17 protein-coding genes and 1 tRNA gene are annotated in these 21036 nt (G+C 63.6%); 11 read left to right on the plus strand and 7 right to left on the minus strand.

Annotation, left to right across the window (positions count from 1 at the left end; genetic code table 11):
- Positions 1-113 precede the first annotated feature (113 nt).
- Together QRN45_RS20680 and QRN45_RS20685 are read right to left on the minus strand one after the other, a co-directional pair.
- The gene (locus QRN45_RS20680) at positions 114-1133 is read right to left on the minus strand and encodes a LacI family DNA-binding transcriptional regulator (protein WP_284764532.1); all 1020 of its coding nucleotides are present in this window, start codon (positions 1131-1133) and stop codon (positions 114-116) included.
- Positions 1134-1146: 13 nt separating this feature from the next.
- On the minus strand, positions 1147-2349 hold the full coding sequence (locus tag QRN45_RS20685) for a Gfo/Idh/MocA family protein (protein ID WP_284764535.1): 1203 nt from the start codon (positions 2347-2349) through the stop codon (positions 1147-1149).
- Between the two features lie 227 nt (positions 2350-2576).
- Here QRN45_RS20685 and QRN45_RS20690 point away from each other — a divergent pair, with 227 nt between their 5' ends.
- From QRN45_RS20690 to aroQ, 5 genes are all read left to right on the plus strand, one after another.
- Positions 2577-3557 (plus strand): carbohydrate ABC transporter permease, encoded by a 981-nt coding sequence (locus QRN45_RS20690; RefSeq protein ID WP_502870739.1) that lies wholly within the window; start codon positions 2577-2579, stop codon positions 3555-3557.
- A 9-nt stretch (positions 3558-3566) separates the two neighbouring features.
- A complete protein-coding gene (locus tag QRN45_RS20695; protein WP_264636937.1) occupies positions 3567-4481 on the plus strand; it encodes a carbohydrate ABC transporter permease in 915 nt (304 codons plus the stop codon).
- Positions 4482-4558: 77 nt separating this feature from the next.
- Positions 4559-5911, plus strand: coding sequence for an ABC transporter substrate-binding protein (locus QRN45_RS20700; RefSeq protein ID WP_284764539.1), 1353 nt, complete (start codon positions 4559-4561; stop codon positions 5909-5911).
- 165 nt (positions 5912-6076) lie between these two features.
- Positions 6077-8281 carry an alpha-galactosidase gene (locus tag QRN45_RS20705; protein ID WP_284764541.1) on the plus strand — a complete coding sequence of 735 codons (2205 nt, stop codon included), beginning with the start codon at positions 6077-6079 and terminating at the stop codon, positions 8279-8281.
- 209 nt (positions 8282-8490) lie between these two features.
- Positions 8491-8955 (plus strand): type II 3-dehydroquinate dehydratase, encoded by a 465-nt coding sequence (gene aroQ, locus QRN45_RS20710; RefSeq protein ID WP_241710392.1) that lies wholly within the window; start codon positions 8491-8493, stop codon positions 8953-8955.
- Between the two features lie 201 nt (positions 8956-9156).
- On the opposite strand, the gene QRN45_RS20715 is transcribed toward aroQ, so the two are convergent.
- Complete coding sequence (locus tag QRN45_RS20715; RefSeq protein WP_284764542.1) at positions 9157-10341, minus strand: MarP family serine protease; 1185 nt, start codon at positions 10339-10341, stop codon at positions 9157-9159.
- Positions 10342-10588: 247 nt separating this feature from the next.
- Here QRN45_RS20715 and QRN45_RS20720 point away from each other — a divergent pair, with 247 nt between their 5' ends.
- A complete protein-coding gene (locus QRN45_RS20720; protein ID WP_011775987.1) occupies positions 10589-11266 on the plus strand; it encodes a Crp/Fnr family transcriptional regulator in 678 nt (225 codons plus the stop codon).
- Between the two features lie 89 nt (positions 11267-11355).
- On the opposite strand, the gene QRN45_RS20725 is transcribed toward QRN45_RS20720, so the two are convergent.
- Genes QRN45_RS20725 through sp36 form a run of 3 tightly spaced genes read right to left on the minus strand, consistent with a single transcriptional unit; the run spans position 11356 to position 12979 of the window.
- Positions 11356-12267, minus strand: a complete 912-nt coding sequence (locus QRN45_RS20725) for an NUDIX hydrolase (RefSeq protein ID WP_264636941.1) — start codon at positions 12265-12267, stop codon at positions 11356-11358.
- A gap of 17 nt (positions 12268-12284) precedes the next feature.
- Positions 12285-12821 (minus strand): RidA family protein, encoded by a 537-nt coding sequence (locus QRN45_RS20730; protein WP_236812779.1) that lies wholly within the window; start codon positions 12819-12821, stop codon positions 12285-12287.
- Between the two features lie 2 nt (positions 12822-12823).
- Positions 12824-12979, minus strand: a complete 156-nt coding sequence (sp36, locus tag QRN45_RS20735; RefSeq protein ID WP_009359196.1) for a Sp36 family protein — start codon at positions 12977-12979, stop codon at positions 12824-12826.
- Here sp36 and QRN45_RS20740 point away from each other — a divergent pair.
- From QRN45_RS20740 to QRN45_RS20760, 5 genes are all read left to right on the plus strand, one after another.
- The gene (locus QRN45_RS20740; protein ID WP_284764543.1) at positions 12978-15299 is read left to right on the plus strand and encodes a transglycosylase domain-containing protein; all 2322 of its coding nucleotides are present in this window, start codon (positions 12978-12980) and stop codon (positions 15297-15299) included. The genes sp36 and QRN45_RS20740 overlap by 2 nt on opposite strands.
- Positions 15292-16254: a metallophosphoesterase gene (locus tag QRN45_RS20745; protein ID WP_078107619.1), complete on the plus strand. Its 963-nt coding sequence runs from the start codon at positions 15292-15294 to the stop codon at positions 16252-16254. Before QRN45_RS20740 ends, QRN45_RS20745 begins: the two co-directional genes overlap by 8 nt.
- A gap of 336 nt (positions 16255-16590) precedes the next feature.
- A complete protein-coding gene (locus QRN45_RS20750; protein WP_284764544.1) occupies positions 16591-18420 on the plus strand; it encodes an ABC transporter ATP-binding protein in 1830 nt (609 codons plus the stop codon).
- On the plus strand, positions 18417-20234 hold the full coding sequence (locus QRN45_RS20755) for an ABC transporter ATP-binding protein (RefSeq protein WP_284764545.1): 1818 nt from the start codon (positions 18417-18419) through the stop codon (positions 20232-20234). The genes QRN45_RS20750 and QRN45_RS20755 overlap by 4 nt, the downstream gene beginning before the upstream one ends.
- Positions 20235-20318: 84 nt before the next feature.
- Positions 20319-20395: transfer RNA gene (locus QRN45_RS20760), tRNA-Pro, on the plus strand.
- 296 nt (positions 20396-20691) lie between these two features.
- Here the strand turns inward: QRN45_RS20760 and QRN45_RS20765 are convergent.
- Complete coding sequence (locus tag QRN45_RS20765; protein WP_059389476.1) at positions 20692-20955, minus strand: hypothetical protein; 264 nt, start codon at positions 20953-20955, stop codon at positions 20692-20694.
- Positions 20956-21036 lie beyond the last annotated feature (81 nt).

Here is a 21036-nt window from a genome sequence, read left to right on the forward strand (position 1 = left end):
GGAGCCGCTCATCCATGCCTCTTGACAACCAGACCCACATATCAGCTCGCAGTTGTTGTCGTTATGAGCCCTCAAAACGACAACAACTGCGACTCAGTTGGGCTGGGAACCGGCTACGGGCACCCGCACGATTGCCGGATCCGCAACTGCGTGGGGAAGACCCTGTGCTGCGGTGGTTCGTTGCGGTTCTCGCCCACCAGCGCAGACACGGCGGCCTCCGCCATGTCCCATACCGGCTGCTCCACAGTGGTCAGGGCCGGCCAGCTGTACTCGGCCTCCACCGAACCGTCGAAGGACGCCACGGCAATATCGTCGGGAACGGACAGCCCGGCCTCGCGGATTGCCCGCAGAACCCCGATTGCCTGCATATCGGAGCTGGCGAAGATCGCCGTAGGACGTTTGTCCGCGGCCAGGAGGCGTTGTCCAGCAGCGTAGCCCCCGGGCCGGTCGAACCCGCCACGTGCCAGCGGCCCGACAGGGAGCCCGGCAGCTTCGAGCGCCCGCCGCCAACCCTGCTCGCGCCCGTCGGCCTCGTCGTCCGCCGTGATCCCCATGGCGAGTCCGATGTTGGCGTGGCCGTGGCCGATCAAATGTTCCACCGCCAGGCGGGCTCCGGCTTCAAGGTCCACGCCTACGCTGTTGAATCCAGGAGCGATCGAGGCGTGGTTCAGCAGGACCGAGGGGATTTCCGCGTCAACAAGCTCCACGAAGTCGGGTTCAAACATGACGCTGGCCAGGACCACTCCATCAACCTGCCGGGCGGCGAGGTTGCGGATGTGGCGGCGTTCTGAGTCCAGCTGGTTGTCGGAATTCGTCAGCAACAAGGCATATCCGCGCCCGGCGGCAGCTACTTCCACCGCATGTCCCAACAGCGCCCAGAACGGGTTGCTGGAATCGGGGATCACGAGGCCCAAGGTTTGGCTGGACCCCATTTTGAGCGCGCGTGCGGCGGCATTCGGCCGGTATCCCAGGATCCGGATGGCCTCCTGGACTTTCGCTTCCGTCGCGGGCGCCACCTTCTTGGGGCCGCCGTTCACCACATAGCTCACGACGGCGGTGCTCACCCCGGCGTACCGGGCCACGTCCTTGCGCGTCACCGGTCCGCGCGGGGTGTGCACTGCCGAAGTAGTCATTGGATCATGCTAGCTACAAAGCCTCCGGAGCATCTCCGAAATCGCGGATGGGGAGCCGTTCGCCGCCGCGGAGCGCCGATTCGTGCGCCACGACGCCGGGGAGCGTGTAGCGGGCCGCCACCCACGCGTTGACAGGCGGAAGGCTTCGCTTGTTCACGGCCGTGACGAAGTCGTCCACCAGGAACTGATGACTGCCTTCGTGCCCGTTCGGAGCTCCCTCGAATTCAACGGGCAGCCTGGCGGCGTCGTGCACCGGAGCGAGGCCGGAGATGAAAGCGCCGCGAAGTTCGGGGGCGACGTCCGCCAACGAGGGGTCATCGGGCGACATGCTCGGCTTGGTCTCCACCTGGTCCGAGATGTCGAGTACCCCCTCCTTGTCCTGCCACAACGTCGTGGTGGCCAGCTGCTCCAAGCTTGCCTCGGTGCCGAAGAAGCGGAAGCGCGATTCGCGGATATGCGAGGGGTAGCCCACGCGGCGCATCTCGTTGGTGCGCATCGCGCCGCCGTCGTTCATTTCGAAAAGCGCCGTGGCGTTGGAGAAGTCATTGTCGAACATGCTGACGCCCTTGTCGAAGACGCCGTCGCCGCGATCGTCCTTGACGCCGATGCAGCTGACGCTCACGGCGTGGCCCGGCATGGCGCCCAGTACGCCGCCGATCGCGTGGGTGGGGTACAGCATGGGCGGGTAGCTGGCGGTTGCTTTCCAGTTTTCGCCGCCGCTGTACTGGTAGGCCTCGTAGAAGCCCAGGTCCATGTCGTGGACGTAATCGCCTTCGGTGTAGAAGATGCGGCCGAACTTGCCGGCGGCGTGCTGCTTGCGGGCATAGACGGTGGCGGGGTTGTAGAAGCTGGTCTCTCCCATGGCGTAGACAAGCTTGGTCTCACGCACGGCTTCGATGATTCCGGCGATCTGCTCCTCGGAGATTGCCATCGGAACAGCCGAATAGACGTGTTTTCCGGCGCGCAGCGCCTTGATCACCAACGGCCCGTGCGTCCAGCGCTGCGTGAAGATGGCGACGGCGTCGACGTCGGAGGCCAGCAATTCGTCGAAACTTGCCATGGTGCCGTCCAGCCCCAGCTGTTCCACAGCTTTCGACGCCCGTTCGGGGAGTTCGTCCACGGCGTAGACCGCGGAAACCCCGGGGTGGAGCTTGAAGAGGTGGGCAAATTGGCCGCCGAACTGGCCAAGGCCTACTACTCCCATAGAAAACGTCATTGTTAGCCCTTCGATTCATGTAGGTGGCTTCAGAATGCCCCCGCCGCGCCGGGAGGGGCTCGACGAGTGACTCAGGCCAGTGAATCACTGGGATCTACTCGAGTCAACAAAACGCAATAAATCCAAAATATTCGAACAAAACTTCACACACTTGCTTGACCACTTCAGATCTACTCGTGTAGATTCAGGGCAGATGTTAGCCATGTCACACTCACGAAGGGTCGAAGATGACCACCCTCACCAAACATCCTGATCCGGAGCTTTCGGCTTCCGGAAAACCCGGGAACTCGCGGAAATCACGGAAACCGCATAAAAGGGGAAAGCCCGCTGCAGGCTTCCGCGGCATCGGGGACCTCAAGATCGCACTCCTGTTCATCGCCCCGGCGATGGTCGGCTTCCTGCTCTTCTACCTGGTGCCGACCATCCGTGGCATCTACCTGAGCTTCACCGAGTACAGCATCCTCGGCGACCCCGAATGGATCGGCGTCAAGAACTACCAACAGATCGCGAAGGACCCTCTTTTCTGGAATGCACTCGGGGTCACGTCGGAATACGTCGTCATCAATATCGTGCTCCAGACGCTCCTGGCCCTCGGCCTCGCAATCCTCATGCACCGGGTCGCCAAGTCAACCCTCATCCGCGGGGCGCTCCTGCTTCCGTACCTCATGGCGAACGTCATCGCCGCGCTTCTGTGGTTCTGGATGCTCGACTACCAGATCGGCATCGTGAACCAGTTCATCGAGTGGTTCGGACTGCCCCGCGTTGCCTTCTTCGGCAGTGAGGAATGGGCCATCCCCACGCAGGCGCTCATCAATACCTGGCGCCATATGGGTTACACCGCGCTGCTGATCTTCGCCGGACTGCAAGCCATCCCCAACACGGTGTACGAAGCCGCCAGCATCGACGGGTCCAAGGCGTTCAGCACCTTCCGGCGGATCACCCTCCCGCTGCTGCGGCCCGTTCTGGTCCTGGTGCTCGTGGTGACCGTCATCGGTTCCTTCCAGGTCTTTGACACCGTTGCCGTCACCACCCAGGGCGGCCCCGTCAACGCAACCCGCGTGCTGCAGTACTACATCTACCAGCGCGCCTTCAACGAGCAAGACTTCGGATATGGCTCGGCCCTCGCCGTGATCCTCTTCCTCATCCTGGCAATCGTGGCCTTCATCCAGATGAAGTTCCTCCGCGGCAACCAGTCGGACCTGGACTAAGGACACAACATGACCACCCTTTCCTCCCCCAAGGCAGCCGCCCGCCGTCGTCCGTTCAACTGGCGCCGCACAAGCGCCTGGGTGCTGCTTGCCATCGCCATTGCCGTGAGCGTGCTGCCCTTTTACTGGGTTCTCCGCACGGCCTTCTCCACCAACGGCTCGCTTGCGTCCAACTCGGCAAGCCTCCTCCCCGCCGATTTCAGCCTTGGTGCCTTCAAGCGCGTCTTCGGCCTCCAGACCGCTTCCGAAGCCATCGCCGAGGGCGGCTCCGGGGCCTCCATCAACTTTTGGCAATATCTGTTGAACTCACTGCTGTTCTCAAGCATCACCACCGCGGGCGCCGTATTCTTCAGCTCAATGGCCGCCTATGCCTTCGCACGGTTGCGTTGGAAGGGCCGCGACGGCGTCTTCACCCTTTTCCTCGGCACCATGCTGGTCCCGCCGATCTTCACGGCGCTGCCGAACTTCCTCCTCGTGAAAAACCTCGGCCTCCTCAACTCAATGCTCGGATTGGTCCTGCCTTATCTGTTCATGACCCCCTTCGCGATTTTCTTCATGCGGCAGTTCTTCCTCAACATGTCCCGGGAGGTGGAGGAAGCCGCGATGCTCGACGGCGCGAAGCACTGGCGGATCTTCTTCCAAATCGTCATGCCCAACGCCGCCGCACCCATCGCGACACTCGCCCTGCTCACGTTCATGGGCCAGTGGAACGAATATTTCTGGCCCCTCCTGGTCGGGACCTCCGAGGAATCGCGAGTGCTCACGGTGGGACTGGGCGTCTTCAAATCACAGTCCCCGCAAGGCGCACCGGACTGGTCCGGCCTCATGGCCGCGACCCTCGTCTCCGCCCTTCCAGTGCTCATCCTGTTCTCGATCTTCGGCAAGAAGATCGTCAACTCGATCGGCTTCAGCGGCACCAAGTAATCCTTCCCGCCATCACCTCTCCACCAGGGGCCGGCCCATGCCGTGCGCCCGCCCTTCCCCACCCGAAAGGACCCATCATGAAAAAGAAAGTACTCGGCGCCGTCGCCGCTGCCGCTGTGGCCACCCTCGCCCTCTCCGCTTGCGGGAGCGGAGGAGCCAGCAGCGCCGACTCCGCCAAGGGAGAGATCAGCTACTGGCTCTGGGACTCCAACCAGCTTCCCGCCTACCAGCAGTGCGCAGACGACTTCCACAAGACCAACCCGGACATCACCGTCAAGATCACCCAGACGGGCTGGGATGACTACTGGGGCAAGATCACCAACGGTATGGCATCCGGCACCGCCCCCGACGTTTTCACCGACCACCTTTCCAAGTACCCGGACTTCATCAAGACCAAACAGCTCGTCGCGCTCGATGACGCAGTGTCCAACGACAAGGTGGACCTCACCCAGTACAACGCAGGCCTTGCGGACCTCTGGGTGGGCCAAGATGGCAAGCGTTACGGCCTTCCGAAGGACTGGGACACCGTTGGCCTCTTCTACAACAAGAAGATGGCCGCCGACGCCGGTCTCTCGCCTGAGCAGATGGCCTCCCTGACCTGGAACCCGCAGGACGGCGGAAGCTATGAGAAGGCCATCGCCCACCTCACCGTCGACAAGAACGGCAAGCGCGGCGACGAACCGGGCTTCGACAAGAACAACGTCGCGGTGTATGGACTTGGCCTGCCGGGCTCCGATGCCGAAAACGCCGGACAGACTCAGTGGAGCTTCCTCTCAGCCACCACGGGCTGGAGCGCCACGGACAAGACCCCTTGGGGCTCGCACTTCAACTACGACGACAAGCGCGTCCAGGACACCATCGCTTGGTGGGCTTCCCTTGCCCAGAAGGGCTACATGCCCAAGCTCGAAACCACGGTCGGCGCCAACGCACCCGACGCCTTCGGCGCCGGCAAGGCCGCCATCAACGCCAACGGCGACTGGATGATCGGCCAATACAAGGGCTACAAGGGCATCGACCTCGGCATCGCCCCCACCCCCACGGGAGTTGACGGCAAGAGCGCCTCCATGTTCAACGGCCTGGCCGACTCCATCTGGGCCGGGACCAAGAAGAAGGACGCCTCCATCAAGTGGGTCGAGTACCTCGGCTCCTCTGCCTGCCAGGACGTCGTAGCCGGCAAGGCCGTTGTCTTCCCCGCGATCAAGTCCTCAACCGACAAGGCCGCGGCAGCCTTCAAGGCAAAGGGTATCGACGTCACCGCCTTCACGCAGCACGTGAAGGACAAGTCCACCTTCCTGCTTCCCATCACGGACAACGCCGCCAAGGTAGCGGGCATCATGAAGCCCGCCATGGACGCCGTCATCGCAGGCAAGGCACCGGCAAGCTCCCTTTCAGCTGCGAACGACCAAGTCAACGCCCTCTTCTCGAAATAGTCCCCGGGCGGGAGCCCATCAGCGGCCGGGCTCCCGCTATCCTGATCTGCAACGCCGCAGCCCCGCAAGCAGTCCGGGCGCCGCCGCTTTTACTCCTTTGACGGCGGCGTCCGGGCTCTCCATCCCCTCCATCGCGACACACGACTCCCTGAAAGCGAACAGCCCATGGACCCGCTCCACCTCCGTTCCGCCGGCACAAGCCTGGTGCTCAGTTTCGATAACGGAGAGGCTGAAGTCATCCACTGGGGTGCCGATCTCGGCAGCACGCTCCCCGACCTCGCCATCCTGGGCGGACCCATCCCCCACTCCGCCATCGACGTGACTGTCCCGGCCGCGCTCCTCCCCCAAGCTTCCTCAGCATGGCAAGGCCGCCCGGGCCTGCGCGGCCAGCGAATCGCCGACGGCGTCCCCGGACTGGACTTTTCGCTCCGGCTTCGCGTGGTGGACGTACAGATTGACAGCAGCTCCGCCGTCGCCACTGCCGCGGCCGCCGCTGCAGTGATTGTCCAGCAGGATCCCGACGCCGGAATCACCGTGACGTCCAGCCTCACCCTTCACCCGGGAGGCCTTCTCGAACTGCGCCACACAGCCGTCAACGACGGCACGTCCCCTTTCCAGCTCGACGAACTGGCCACCGTCCTCCCGGTGGGGCCGGACGCCGTCGAACTCCTGGACCTCACCGGCCGCTGGTGCCGCGAGCGGCACCCGCAGCGCCGGCCCGTCCAACAAGGGACGTGGGTGCGCACGGGACGCCACGGCCGCACTGGGCACGATTCCTCGCTGCTTTTCGCGGCGGGTACTGCCGGATTCGGGAACCGCCACGGGAAGGTCTGGGCCACGCACTTGGCATGGAGCGGCAACCACGAACAATTCGCCGACACTGTGGCCGATGGCCGCACCATGATCGGCGGTTCCGAGCTCCTGGGCCCGGCCGAAATAGTGCTCCAGCCCGGCGAAAGCTACACCACGCCTGCACTATTTGCCGCCTACTCGGACCGCGGACTGGACGGCATCAGCGAAGCTTTCTACGGCTGGTTCCGGTCCCGCCCGCATCATGTCGTTCCCGCGGCTTCCACGGGGCTCCCCGCCGGCAAGCCCCGCCCCGTGGTCCTCAACACCTGGGAGGCCGTGTACTTCGACCACCGGCTGGACACCCTGCTGGAGCTCGCGGAGTCCGCGGCGGAACTGGGCGTTGAGCGCTTCGTGCTCGACGACGGCTGGTTCCGCGGCCGCCGCGACGACCATGCGGGCCTGGGCGACTGGTACGTTGACCGAACCCTTTGGCCAGATGGGCTGACGCCGCTCATCGAGGCCGTGAATTCGCACGGCATGGAGTTCGGACTCTGGGTGGAACCGGAAATGATCAACCTGGATTCCGATGTTGCACGATCGCACCCCGACTGGATCGTGGGCCCCGCAGCCCTCTCCCACAAGGACGGCGGCCGCCTTCCCCTGGAATGGCGGCACCAGCACATTATCGACCTCGTCAACCCCGCAGCCTGGCGATACGTCTTCGACCGGATCGACGCGCTCCTTCGGGAAAACAACATCAAGTACCTCAAATGGGACCAGAACCGGGACCTCAGCGAGCACGGCCATGCAGGGCGGGCCTCCGTACATGGGCAAACCCTGGCCGCCTACCGGCTCTTCGACGAGCTCCGCAAAGCCCACCCCGGCGTCGAAATCGAAAGCTGCTCTTCCGGCGGTGCCCGGGTGGACCTCGGCATCCTTGAGCGGACCGACCGGATCTGGGGATCGGACTGCAACGACGCCCTCGAGAGGCAGACCATCCAGCGCTGGACCGGCGTCGTGGTTCCGCCGGAACTGGTGGGCGGGCACATCGGACCCACCACCTCGCACACCACGGCCCGGACGCACGATCTCTCCTTCCGCGCCATCACTGCGATGTTCGGGCATTTCGGCATGGAATGGGATGTCCGGCAGGTCCAGGGAGCCCAACGCGAGGAACTCAAGCGCTTCATCCGCCTGTACAAGGAGCACCGCGGGCTCGTCCACAGCGGGCGGATGGTGCGTGCGGACGTCCCGGACGACTCGCTGATGGTGCACGGTGTGGTCTCCGACGACGGCGGCTCCGCGCTGTTCGCCGTCGTCAGCACCCGGACGTCGTTTGCCGAACAACCCGGGCGCGTGGCCATTCCGGGCCTCGATCCCGAGCGTTCCTACATGGTTCAGGCCATTTTCCCGGCCCCCGGCGACGCCGACTATGCCCGCACGTTCACCCAGGTGCGGCCGCCGGCATGGCTGCCGTCCGGGGCTGAGGCAAGTGGCCGCTTCCTTGCTGAGGTGGGGCTTCCCATGCCGGTCCTGAATCCGGAACACGCGCTGCTGCTCCGGATCACGGCTGTGTAGTTGCTGTTTGGTGTTTCTTACGCTGCATATGGGAGGGACGCAGCCGGGCGGCGTAAACCCGGCGGCGTAAGCCGGGCGGCGCAAGCCCGGCGGCGCAAGCCCGGCGGCGTAAGCCCGGCGGCGCAAGCCCGGCGGCGCAAGCCCGGCGGCGCAAGCCCGGCGGCGTAAGAAACGCCAAGCAGCCTCGGCGCACCTATAGATTGGGAGTTATGACTGAAGCTCCCACCGCCACCGCAGCCGGTCGCGGCACCATCCTCGTCCTGAACGGCCCCAACCTGAACCTGCTGGGCACGCGCGAGCCGGAAAAGTACGGCACCTCCACGTTGGCCGACGTCGAACAGCTCGCCATGGCAGCCGCGGAGGCCAACGGCTTCACCGTGGACTGCGTCCAGTCAAACCACGAGGGCGACCTCCTGGACGCCATCCACGGCGCACGCGGAACCGCCGTCGGGATCGTCATCAACGCGGGAGCATACACGCACACTTCCGTGGCACTGCGGGACGCGCTTGCGGCAGTGCAGCTTCCCGCCGTCGAGGTCCACATCACCAACGTGCACCAGCGCGAGGAATTCCGGCACCACTCCTACCTGTCCCCGGTGTGCTCGGCGGTGATCGTCGGCGCAGGAGTTCAGGGCTACAAGCTGGCCATCGACTACCTCGCCACCGCGGTCTAGTCCCTCGAACGGAGCGGGGTTGCTTGGGGGGCACCCTGTATCCCCACGTCCCCTCCGGACATACCCACTCTTCACGCCCAAGGCTGGACATGTCCGCCTCATCCCGGGGGACATGCTCATTCTTCGCGGCCAGCACTGGACATAAACGCAATATGTCCAATGCTCAAATCAAACGCAGAGCATGTCCCTTGGTGGGCAGGGCTACTTCTTGGTGCACTGCCCCGAAGACACTGCCGCGCTCAGGGATGATGCTTGCTGGGCCACCGGCGAGAGCTCGTCCATGGTGAGGGCGTAGCCCACTGCCACATCCGAAGTGGTCTTGGCGAAGACCACGCCGGCAACCTGCCCCTGGGTCGTCAGCAGCGGACCGCCCGAGTTGCCCGGCTGCACGTCTCCCGCAATCTTGTAGACCTGTTCCGGGGACGGGTTGTTGCCATAGATGTCCGGGACCAGCAGGGTCGAGATTCCCTCCACCGCAGCCGGTTTGGACTGGAACGGACCACCGTGGGGGTAGCCGGCGAAGGCCGCGGGCGAACCGGCCGGAAGGTCGGCGCTCAACTGGAGAGGCGTCGTCGGGAGCCCGTCGACGGCGACTACGGCCAGGTCGCGCTGGCTGTCGAAGTAGACCACACGGCCTGGCAACGCACCGCCGTCGGGGATTTCCACCACGGGCTGCGACACACCAGCCACGACATGCGCGTTGGTCACCACACGGCCAGGGGAGACGACGAAGCCGGAGCCCGTCTGGTTTTGACCGCATTGGTAGGCCGTACCGGCAATCTTCAGCACGGAATGGGCCGCATTGTTGAGTGCGGGAGTGTCCGTGCTGGTGTTCGGAATCGGGACGGGCGCCACGGGGCCGATGCCCTCGATGAGCTGCGGAATCCCGTTGCCCATGACCGTGGAACGCAGTTGCGCGACGCTTGCCTTGACGGGCGTTGGCGTCATGGTGTCGATGAAGCGGATCACCTTGGAACCTGCCAGCTGCTGCGAAACGAAGGGCACACCCAGGGAACCGATGCTGAACGCCAACAGGGACATGACCAGTGCCGCGACAACCAGGCTGACAAAACCACCCAGCAGACGGTCGAGTGCGTGCAAGGGCTGGATGCGCACGGCCTTGCGGACCTTTTGACCGATCCAGGTGCCAAGCCCGTGCCCCAGGACAATGAGCACCACAGCCGAGCCGATAATGGCGGTCAGCCTCCAACCGCTGTCCTTTACCCAGTCGCCGACGAGCGGAACCGCGATAAAGGCAGCCATTGCGCCCACGGCGAAGCCTGCGATTCCACCGAGCGTCACGAAGAAGCCGTTGCGCAGTCCGTAGATCAGGTAGGAAAGAAGCGTCAAAATCAACGCCAGGTCCAAGATGGTCAAGCCGAACACCAATGCTCCTCACAGCCGAGTAAGCCCCAATTGTAGTTGCACAGACTGACAGCTTCCCTTCGGAAGCAGGCGGTCGTCCAGGTGGCGAAGCCCCCGCCCAGCGGAGCAGTCCCAGAGGGTTGGGGCCCGATTTTGGGCCTGTTCCGCGTGATTTCGGGCGTTTCGGCTGCCAAGTACGTCACAGACGCGACAAAATTCTGAAACAATGGCTGAAGCGCCCCAGCCGAACTTTTACTCAGGAGATTTCATGGATATCGAGGTATTGCGCCGCGCACCCCTCTTCGCCACCCTTGACGACGACGCTTTCCGTCTACTGACGGACGAACTCACAGAGGTGGACCTTTCACGCGGAGCGTCTGTCTTCCGCGAGGGAGATCAGGGTGACCAGCTGTACTTCATCGTGTCCGGCAAGGTTAAGCTCGGCCGCACCTCTCCGGATGGCCGCGAATCCCTGCTGGCCATCCTGGGCCCGGGCGAGCTCTTCGGCGAAATGGCCCTGTTCGACCCGAGCCCGCGCACCGCAACGGCTACGGCCGTTTCCGAGACGCGACTGGCCGGCCTGAAGAACGAAAGCCTCAACGCCCTGCTGCGCACTCGTCCCGAGGTTTCCGCGCAGTTGCTGCAGGCACTCGCCCGACGCCTGCGCCGCACCAACGACTCCCTGTCCGACCTCGTGTTCTCGGACGTCCCGGGCCGCGTCGCCAAGGCCCTGCTGGATCTCGCCGACCGCTTCGGCCGGCCCGCGACCGACGGCGTCCTGGTGGCCCACGAACTCACCCAGGAAGAACTGGCCCAGTTGGTCGGAGCTTCCCGCGAGACGGTCAACAAGGCCCTCGCCGAGTTCGTCCAGCGCGGTTGGCTCCGCCTGGAAGCCCGCGCGGTAGTCATACTGGACATGCAGCGCCTCCGCCAGCGCTCCCGGTAATTTCTAGCGACACAGAAAATGCCTGGCGACTCCGGAATTCCGGAGTCGCCAGGCATTTTTCGTATCGCCAGCGTCGCAGGTCGTCGTCGTCAGCGCTCCCGCTGCGGCTCCCCTGAAACCGTGCGGGCGGCTTCGACTTCGAGCATGAGTGCGCCATCCTCTTCAATGAGCCGCGGCTGGTACATATGCGGCTTGCGTTTGTAGCTGAGGTACGCGATGCAGCCTTGGGCGGCAGCCATCTTTTCGAGAATGATCTCCGAGCCGGGCACCAGCAATTGGCCCAATGACAAACCGACCGTGTTTTCCTGGCCGACTTCGTCCCCAAGCTCAGTGGTCTCGCGATCGGCCATGAGTTTGGAAACGCATACCCAGCGCCCCCAGACACCTTTGCTCGCCAGCAGCGAAGGCTGTTGGTTCACAGGAAGAGTCGCTGCGAAGTATCGCGTGTTGAAGCGCCGATGCGCAAAGTCCGGGCTGAGCCAGTTGACGAGCGGCTTGAGCAAGTCCGTCCGGAGCGACAAGCCACGCTTGGCCAGGACATCCGTGAACGACTTGTCCTGGGCAGCTACGGCCTCGCGCGCCTTCATCCACTCGGGAGTCGAGGTTGCCTCGACCGTGGAGGACAAGTCGGGACCGGCCAGCAACACGCCGGTTTCCTCGAACAGCTCGCGGATGGCGCCCACCACGTGGCGGCGGGCAAGTCCGACGTCGGCGGTTCCCAGCGCGTCAGCCCAATGCTGGGGCGAGGGGCCGAGCCAGCCGAGGGCGTCGTCGTCGCTGGGTTCCAGCGATCCGCCGGGAAACGCGACAACACCCAACGGCGAGGAACCGGGACGGTAACCCATCCACGTTTCCAGGCCGGTAGGCGAATCGCGGAGCAGGACAACAGATGATGCGAAGCGCGCGGCGCGGGGGGCCCGTTCGCCGAGTTCAAGCCAGTTCCGTGCTGCCCCTTCTAATTCAGGAGGTAACGCAAACAGGCGTCGGGCAAGTTGTGGCAATTGAGTGAACCGGTTCCTTAGCTGAATTCAGCGATCAACTCGACCTCGACGGGAGAGTCGAGCGGAAGGACTGCAACGCCGACGGCGGAACGCGCGTGCTGCCCTTTGTCGCCGAAGACGCGCCCGAGGAGCTCGGATGCACCATTGATAACACCGGGCTGGCCGGTGAAGGAGGCATCGGAGGCCACGAAGCCGACGACCTTCACGATGCGCGTGATGCGGTCGAGGTCTCCGATGACGCTCTTGACGGCAGCCAAGGCATTGACCGCGCAAACGGCTGCATACATCTGCGCGTCTTCCGGAGACACCGTGGGCTCTTCCGAAAGGCCTTCCTCGCCGCTGGAGACTTTGCCCGTAGCTTCGAGTTTGCCGTTAATGAAGGGCAGTTGTCCGGAAGTGTAGACGTGGTTGCCGGAGACGATGGCCGGAACGTAGGCGGCCACTGGAGCGGCTACAGCCGGCAGGGTCAGTCCCAGTTCGGCAAGGCGCTGCTCGACGGCGGATGCCGGAGCTGTGGAATCCGCGCCAACTGTGGCTTCTGCGGGGGTTGTCATTGTTACTGCTTCTCCCTCTTCAAGTATGCAACAAGTCCGTTTCCATCGGGTCCGGGGACAACCTGGACGAGCTCCCAGCCGTCCTCTCCCCACTGGTCCAGGATCTGCTTTGTAGCGTGAATGATGAGCGGAATCGTCGCGTACTCCCATTTGGTCATGAAAGAAAGACTAGCCCTTGCCGGTAAAGTGGTGAACATGGTGACTCGTAGGAACCCTCTATTCGACACTGCCACCACTCTTGGAAAGATCCTCGGATTCCTCGGTGTGAGCGCTATTTGTGGTGTCCTGGTGGCGGGCTTGCTCGTCCCCGCGGCCGCCGTCTCAGGCAGTGCGGCGAGTGGGTCCATCCAGTTCTTCGATACACTGCCGGCGGAACTTACCGTGAACCCGCCCAGCCAGGCGACCACCATCCTGGCCGCGGATGGCAGCCAGATCGCCTCGGTCTACTCTGAGAACCGCACACGGGTCTCGCTCGACCAGATGAGCCCCTTCATCAAGGACGCGATCGTGTCGGTCGAGGACAGCCGCTTCTATGAGCACGGCGGCATCGACGCCACCGGCATCATGCGCGCCATTGTCAGCACAGCGCGCGGCCAGAAGCAGGGCGCTTCCACCATCACCCAGCAGTACGTGAACAACGTCATTAACGAATCCCTCGTGTCCCAGGGCCAGTCGGCCGATGTCAAGCTCAATGGCGTCAACAAAGGCGTCGGCGACAAGCTCCGGGAAATGAAGCTGGCCATTGCCCTGGAGAAGAAGTTCTCCAAGCAGCAGATCCTTGAGGGCTACCTCAACATCGTCTTCTTCAACAAGGATGCCTACGGCATCGAGGCCGCCTCAAGGCTCTTCTTCAGCACCAGCGCCAAGGACCTCACGTTGCCGCAGGCCGCCTTGCTGGCCGGCGTCGTCAACAGCCCGTCCTACTACGACCCGGTCACCAACCCGGACCACGCGAAACAGCGTCGCGACTTGGTGCTGGGCCTCATGCTTGACCAGGGAAAGATCAAGAAAGCTGACTACGACGCCGCGATCGCGACGCCGGTAACCACCAAGGTCACGCAGCCTCGCCAAGGCTGCGCGTACGCGGCTATGGCACCGTATTTCTGCGACTACGTGTTGCACTTGCTCTACAACAACCCGGCCTACGGCGCGACTCCGGACGAACGCGAAAACCGCGTCGCACGCGGCGGCCTCACCATCCAGACCACTCTCGATCCCAAGGCCCAGAACGTCGCCCAAGCCGCGGTTGATGCATCCGCTGGTGCCAACCCGGACAAGTGGGGCGCTTCCTTGGTTTCGGTTCAACCGGGCAGCGGCAAGATCGTTTCCATGGCCCAAAACACGGTGTGGCTACCGGCTGATGGGAAGTTCCAGGCCGAGCAGAACTTCAACGTGGACAAGCTCGATGCCAACGGCAACGACCTCAACGGCTTGGGTGGTTTCCAGCCCGGTTCCACCATGAAGCCCTTTACCTTCGCCGAATGGTTGAACGAGGGCAAGTCCATGAACACCGTGCTGGACGGCACCGTCCGGCGGTACCCGCAGAACTTCCCGTGGAAGAACACCTGCCCCGCTCCAACAGTCGGTTGGTACGACAGCACCAACGGAACCTATGATCTTCAGAACGACGAAGGCGGCTACTACAAACCTATGACCGTGGAGGATGGGTTGGCCAACTCCATCAACACGATCACATTTGCTACGGCGGCAAGGGTTGACCTGTGCGGCATCCAGAAGATCGTCGATGCTGTTGGCATCCACGGTGGCCTCCCCAACGCAAGTACTGGCGACCCGAATCCCAAGGTTCCCATGACCACGCTGGGTAACCTGATCGGTTCCACCCAGACCGCGCCCTTGACGATGGCCAGCGCCTTCGCCACGTTTGCCAACAACGGCCAGTACTGCGAGCCGATCGCCATCACTTCGGTAACCGACCAGACGGGCGCCAAGCTGCCGGCCCAGTCCACGAGCTGCAAGAGCGCAGTCACCCCTGAGGTGGCCCACGGGGTGGCCCTTGCGATGCAAGAGGTACTTAACAAGGGTTCCGGTTCGCTGATCCAGCCCCGAATCTCCACCAAGACTACGTTCCCCGTCGCGGCCAAGACCGGCACGAATGACACCAACAGCTCCACCTGGGTGGTCGGTTACACCTCTGGCCTTGCGACCGCGACATGGTTCGGCGATCCGCTTGGCAACCAGCAACGGCCAGGTCAGAATGTCACCATCAACGGAAAGTTCTACAAGGGCGTTGACGGTTACATGCTCGCCGGGCCGCAGTTCTCCAATTACATGTCCCAGATTGCACCCGCCTATGGCACCAATCCGTTCCCGGCTCCGCCGTCGAACTTGACGGATCCACCCGGGTACCGGACGTCGACCCCGAGCAACACCACTCCGAACAACACCATTCCGGGGAACACGACTCCGACCACCCAGCCGAGCAGCAACGGAAACGGCAATGGAAAAAAGAATGGCTAACGGCTCCAAGCCCGTCATTGCATCGCTGGCAAGCCGCGTCCGAAGCATCGGACGCGGCTTTGCCGTCGCCGCAGGGGCGGGTGCAACCGCCGGCGTAGCGGGCTTTGCCTATGGCCTCTGGGAGAAGAACCAGTTCGTCCTCCGGGAGGAAACCCTTCCCATCCTGCCGGCAGGCTCGGCTCCCCTCCGGGTGTTGCACATAAGCGACATCCATTTCGTACCGAGCCAACGCAAGAAGGCCGAATGGCTGCGTTCGCTCGCTGCGCTTGAACCTGACCTCGTGGTGAACACGGGTGACAATCTCAGCCACCCGCACGCCGTCGTGCCGCTGCTGGATGCGTTGCGGCCACTGTTGAAGTTCCCCGGTGTCTTTGTCCCAGGCTCCAACGACTACTACGCCCCCCGGTTCAAGAACCCGACCGCGTACTTCCTCGGACCCTCGCGCGTCAAGAACAACCCGGTGGAGCTTGACTGGCCGCGGCTTCGTTCGGGATTCGGGATGTCCGGCTGGATCGACCTCACCAACAGGCACCAGTCCCTGCCCATCAACGGGATCCGCTTCGATTTCTCCGGAGTCGACGACCCCCATCTGAACCGGGAGCGCTACGCCGGCTGGCCACGCGGCACTGCCGGACAGGACTCCCGCCCGCACCTGCGCGTTGCCGTGATCCACGCGCCCTACCAACGGGTCCTGGACCACTTCACGAACGACTCAGCAGACCTCATCCTCGCCGGACACACCCACGGCGGCCAGATCTGCATCCCCGGTTACGGCGCCTTGGTTGCCAATTGCGATCTCCCCACCTGGCGCGCCAAGGGCCTGCACGACTGGGAAAACAACGGACGCACGACGCCGGTCAACGTCTCAGGCGGCATCGGCACCTCACGCTTCGCCCCGGTCCGCATAGCGTGCAAGCCTGAGGCGGTACTGCTGACACTCACGGCCCGCCGCTAGCCATCGCCCACCACCGAGCATGCGCAACGCTTCGCGCCAAGGACGGACATGTCCGCCCGGCACCAATGAGCATGCGCAACGCTTCGCGCCAAGGGTGGACATAACAGCATTATGTCCACCCTTGGCTTTCAAAGCTGGGCATGTCCGGGGGCGGGCAAGCACTCGAAAGCCGGGCATGTCCGGCGCGGAGCCGTTCCCAATGCCTCCTATCACGGAACGCAATGGTGCTGTGAATCCCGTTACGCGATGACATAGGGTAGTTGCTACAGGAAACTACCTCCGTGCGTCACGCCGGGAAGGCGCGGAACGCCGGGACAAAGCTGTTGAGAAGCGGGCATGGCCAAACAGACTTCATTCTTCACCTCGATCAAACGTCTCTACCCACACGTCAAACCGATCCTCCCCAGGCTTTTCATGGGGTTGGTCAGCGCGTTGCTGGCCAGCATCATGGCGCTTGCCATCCCGCAGGTGCTGCGGGTACTGATCAACGGTTCCCTCCACCCCGGCGGCCCCACCAACGCCGTCTGGATCGCCGCGGCCGTGGTTCTGGCACTCGGCATCGCAGAAGCCGGGCTTGTGGCGCTGCGGCGGCAGTTCGTCATCAATCCCGCAACCACCGTGGAATCGAGGATGCGGGTGTCCCTCTACGGGCATCTGCAGGATCTCACCGTTTCCTTCCACGACCGGTGGGGTTCCGGGCAGCTCCTGTCCCGCGCCATGACGGACTTGAACTTCCTCCGGCGTTGGATGGCGTTCGGCGCGATCATGCTGGTGGTGACCACCTTGACGGTGGTGATCGGCGTCGGGGTGATGTTCGCGATGAGCTGGCAGCTGGCTTTGATCTTCCTCGCCGCCGCCGTGCCCATCATGATCTATTCCTTCCGCTTCCGCCGCCGCTTCAGCCAGGTCACCCGGCTGAGCCAGGACCAGGCCGGCGACCTCGCCACCACGGTTGAGGAGTCCGTTCACGGCATCCGCGTACTCAAGGCGTTCGGCCGCAGCCGCGAAGCGCTGGAGAACTTCAACGAGCAGGCCGAGGAGCTGAGGCAGACCGAGATCGCCAAGGCCAAGCACCAAGCCACCTTCACGCTGGTGGTGACGCTGCTGCCCGAGCTGGCGCTCGGCGTCGGGCTCGTGGCGGGCGTCCTGCTCGTCTCCACGGGCCAACTCAGCATCGGTTCCCTCGTAGCGTTCTTCGGCACCGCGGCGGTTGTGGCGGCACCGGTTGAATTCTCGGGGACCCTCCTGGCCATGGCCTTGACCGCAAAGACCGCTCTCGACCGCCACTTCGAGGTCATGGACACGCCCAATACGATCACCAGCCCGGCGAACCCCAGGACACCCAAGGAACTGCGCGGGGCATTGAGCTTCAAGGGCGCCGCGTTCGGTTTCGACGACGGCTCACGGCTCCTGCACGACATCACCCTGGACATCAGGCCCGGCGAAACCATGGCCCTCGTGGGCATTACCGGCAGCGGAAAGAGCGCCCTGCTCCAGCTGGTCCCCCGGCTCTATGACGTGAACGAAGGGGCAGTGACCATCGACGGCGTGGATGTCCGCGACTTCAGCGTCGAGCAGCTGAGGACCGTCGTTGCGGTCGCCTTCGAGGACACCACCCTGTTTTCCAGCTCAGTGCGGGACAACGTGCTGCTCGGTGCCCCCGACACGTCCGAGGAAGCCCTTGAAGAAGCGCTCGACGTCGCACAGGCGCATTTCGCGTATTCGCTGCCCGACGGCGTCGGGACCCTCATCGGAGAGGAAGGCCTGAGCCTTTCCGGCGGCCAGCGGCAGCGGATCGCGCTTGCCCGGGCCATCGCAGCCAAGCCCAAGATCCTCGTGCTGGATGATCCGCTCTCGGCCCTGGATGTGAACACCGAGGAACTCGTGACGGCCAGGCTCCGCGAAGTTCTCCGGGACACCACCACGCTGATCGTCGCGCACAGGCCGTCGACCGTTGCCCTGGCCGACCGCGTGGCGCTGCTCGAAAACGGAAGCATCACCGCCGTCGGGACCCATACGGAACTGTTGGCCAACAACGCACACTACCGCTATGTGATCGCGAGCCTCGACGCTGGTCCGAAGGACCTCGACCTCGAACTCGACGAGCTGGAACACGAGTTGGATTCGGAACAGCACATGGACCAAGCCGGGGAGGGACGCCGATGAGCACGTTCGGAACCGCCAATGAAGACAACGCCCACCTGAGCCGCAGCGACAGCAAGGCAGTACGACGGCGGTCGGTCGTCTTGCTGGGGTCCCTCATCCGCCCGGTGCGGTTGCGGTTCTGGCTCACGCTCGGCATGGTGGTGCTTTCGCAGGCCACGCGGGTGGCCGGGCCTGCAATCATCGCTTTCGGCATTGACCACGCACTGCCCGCGCTGCTCGCCGGGAACAACATGCCGGTGGTCCAAGCCGGTGTCCTGTATCTGACGGCGGCTGTCGCCACGGCGGTGTTGACGGCCCTGTACGTGACTTCCACGGCGAAGCTGAGCCAATCCATGCTGCTTGATCTTCGGCTGCGGGTCTTCCGGCACACCCAACGGCTCAGCCTGGAGTTCCACGAGAAGTACACCTCGGGCCGGATCATCGCACGCCAGACCTCGGACCTTGAAGCGCTGCGTGAACTCCTCGATTCGGGCGTCAGCTCCCTGGCTTCCGGGATCCTGTTCATGCTCTTCACGGCATTTACGGTATTTGCGCTCGACTGGCGCAGCGGGCTGCTCATGATCGCCACGGGCGTACCCGCATACTTCCTGGCCCGTTGGTACCAGAAGCACTCGCAGATCGCCTTCCGCGAATCGCGGGTGGTATCGGCGAGGCTGATTGTGCACTTTGTGGAGACCATGACCGGCATCCGGGCCATCAAGGCATTCCGCAAGGAACCCGAGAACGCCCAACGCTACGCCGAACTCTCCGAGGACTACCGAAAAGTCACGGTCCGCTCCATCAACCTCAATGGCATCTTCCAACCGGGCCTGGTCCTGATCGGCAACGTGTGCGTGGCAGTGGTCCTGTTGTTCGGCGGCTTCCGGGTACTCTCTGGAGACTTGGCAGTGGGCGTGCTCCTGGCACTGATCCTTTCAACGAAGCGCTTCTTCCAGCCCGTGGACCAGATGGCCATGTTCTACAACTCCTTCCAGAGCGCCCAGGCTGCGCTGGAGAAGGTCTCGGGCCTGCTCGAAGAAGTCCCCACCGTCCGGCCGCCCAAGAACCCCGTGCCCTTGCCCCATGCCCGCGGCGACATCGACTTCCGCGGCGTGGAGTTTGGCTACGGCAACGGCAAGGTGGTTGTTCCCAAACTTGACCTTCACATTCCCGCCGGACAGACCATAGCGCTCGTCGGACAGACCGGCGCCGGCAAATCGACCTTCGCCAAGCTCATCGCCCGCTTCTACGACGTCACCGAAGGATCCTTGACCCTCGACGGCGTCGACCTCAGGGAGCTCTCGACGGCGGACCTGCGCCGCGCCGTCGTGATGGTCACCCAGGAGGCCTTCCTCTTTAGCGGCTCGGTCGCGGACAACATCGCCTTGGGACGGCCTGGAGCCACCCGTGCGGAGATTGAAGAAGCTGCGAGGGCAGTGGGCGCACACGACTTCATCTCGGCGCTGCCGGACGGATACGACACCGACGTCAACAAGCGCGGTGGCCGGGTCTCAGCCGGGCAACGGCAATTGATCGGCTTCGCCCGGGCGTTCATCGCGGCACCGGCAGTACTCATCCTCGACGAGGCGACATCATCGCTTGATATCCCGTCCGAACGGCTGGTGCAGGCCGGCCTGAGCAGCTTGTTGTCCGGCACGGACTCCGAGCGGACCGCCATCATCATCGCCCACCGGCTGTCCACTGTCGAGACCGCGGACCGGGTGCTGGTGGTGCACGAGGGACTCATCGTGGAGGACGGCACGCCGGCCGAGCTCATCGGCGGCGGCGGACGTTTCGCCCGCTTGCACGGCGCCTGGAAGGACTCGCTGGTCTGAGGCTGCCGTTCCCTCAGGGGCGCCTCTCGATTTCGCATCCGGGGAGGGATCGGCTATTCTTGAACAGTTGCTTTCGCAGCGGATCGGGATGTAGCGCAGCTTGGTAGCGCGCTTCGTTCGGGACGAAGAGGTCGCAGGTTCAAATCCTGTCATCCCGACCAAATGGTAGAAGGCCTTCCACTCGGAAGGCCTTCTACTTTATTTAACGAGCCTTTCCGTCCTCCCGAAAATCTCAAAAAACATTCCCCTGACCGGTTTTCCTCAGCTGCCCAGGGTTTAGAGACAAGTGTTGTTAACAACCCCGACACAATGACTCGGGGGATATATCACGGCCCGGGCGGCTCGTCGCGCAAAAGAAATCCCCGGTGTGTCGATTTCCGACAACCGGGGACTTCTTCACTTCATTTGAATTATCCAGCGGCTACCAGGACCTCCGGGAGCCGCCGTCGGGCCTCACCTACACGGGATCGGGCCAGTTACCGATAGCCTGCGAGACCCGCATGGGATCAGGCCAGTTACCGATAGCTTGGGAGACCACGCCCATCGGGTCCGGCCAGTTACCGATAGCCTGCGAGACCCTCATCGGGTCAGGCCAGTTACCAATGCTGAGCACCGTGCTGACGGTGTCTGCCACAGGGGCTGCGGAAACCACGGCTGGCGCCGCGGCGGAGAATGCAAGAGCGCCGGCCAAGGCCACTGCTGCAGCAATCTTCTTCAACATAATTTTTCCTCAATGCGAGTCGGATTCGTTACGGAAATTACGCGGTCCCTGTTGACATTCATTGTAAAATGTTTTCCACAG

This window comes from Arthrobacter sp. efr-133-R2A-63, assembly GCF_030209795.1.
GTDB lineage: Bacteria > Actinomycetota > Actinomycetes > Actinomycetales > Micrococcaceae > Arthrobacter > Arthrobacter bambusae_A.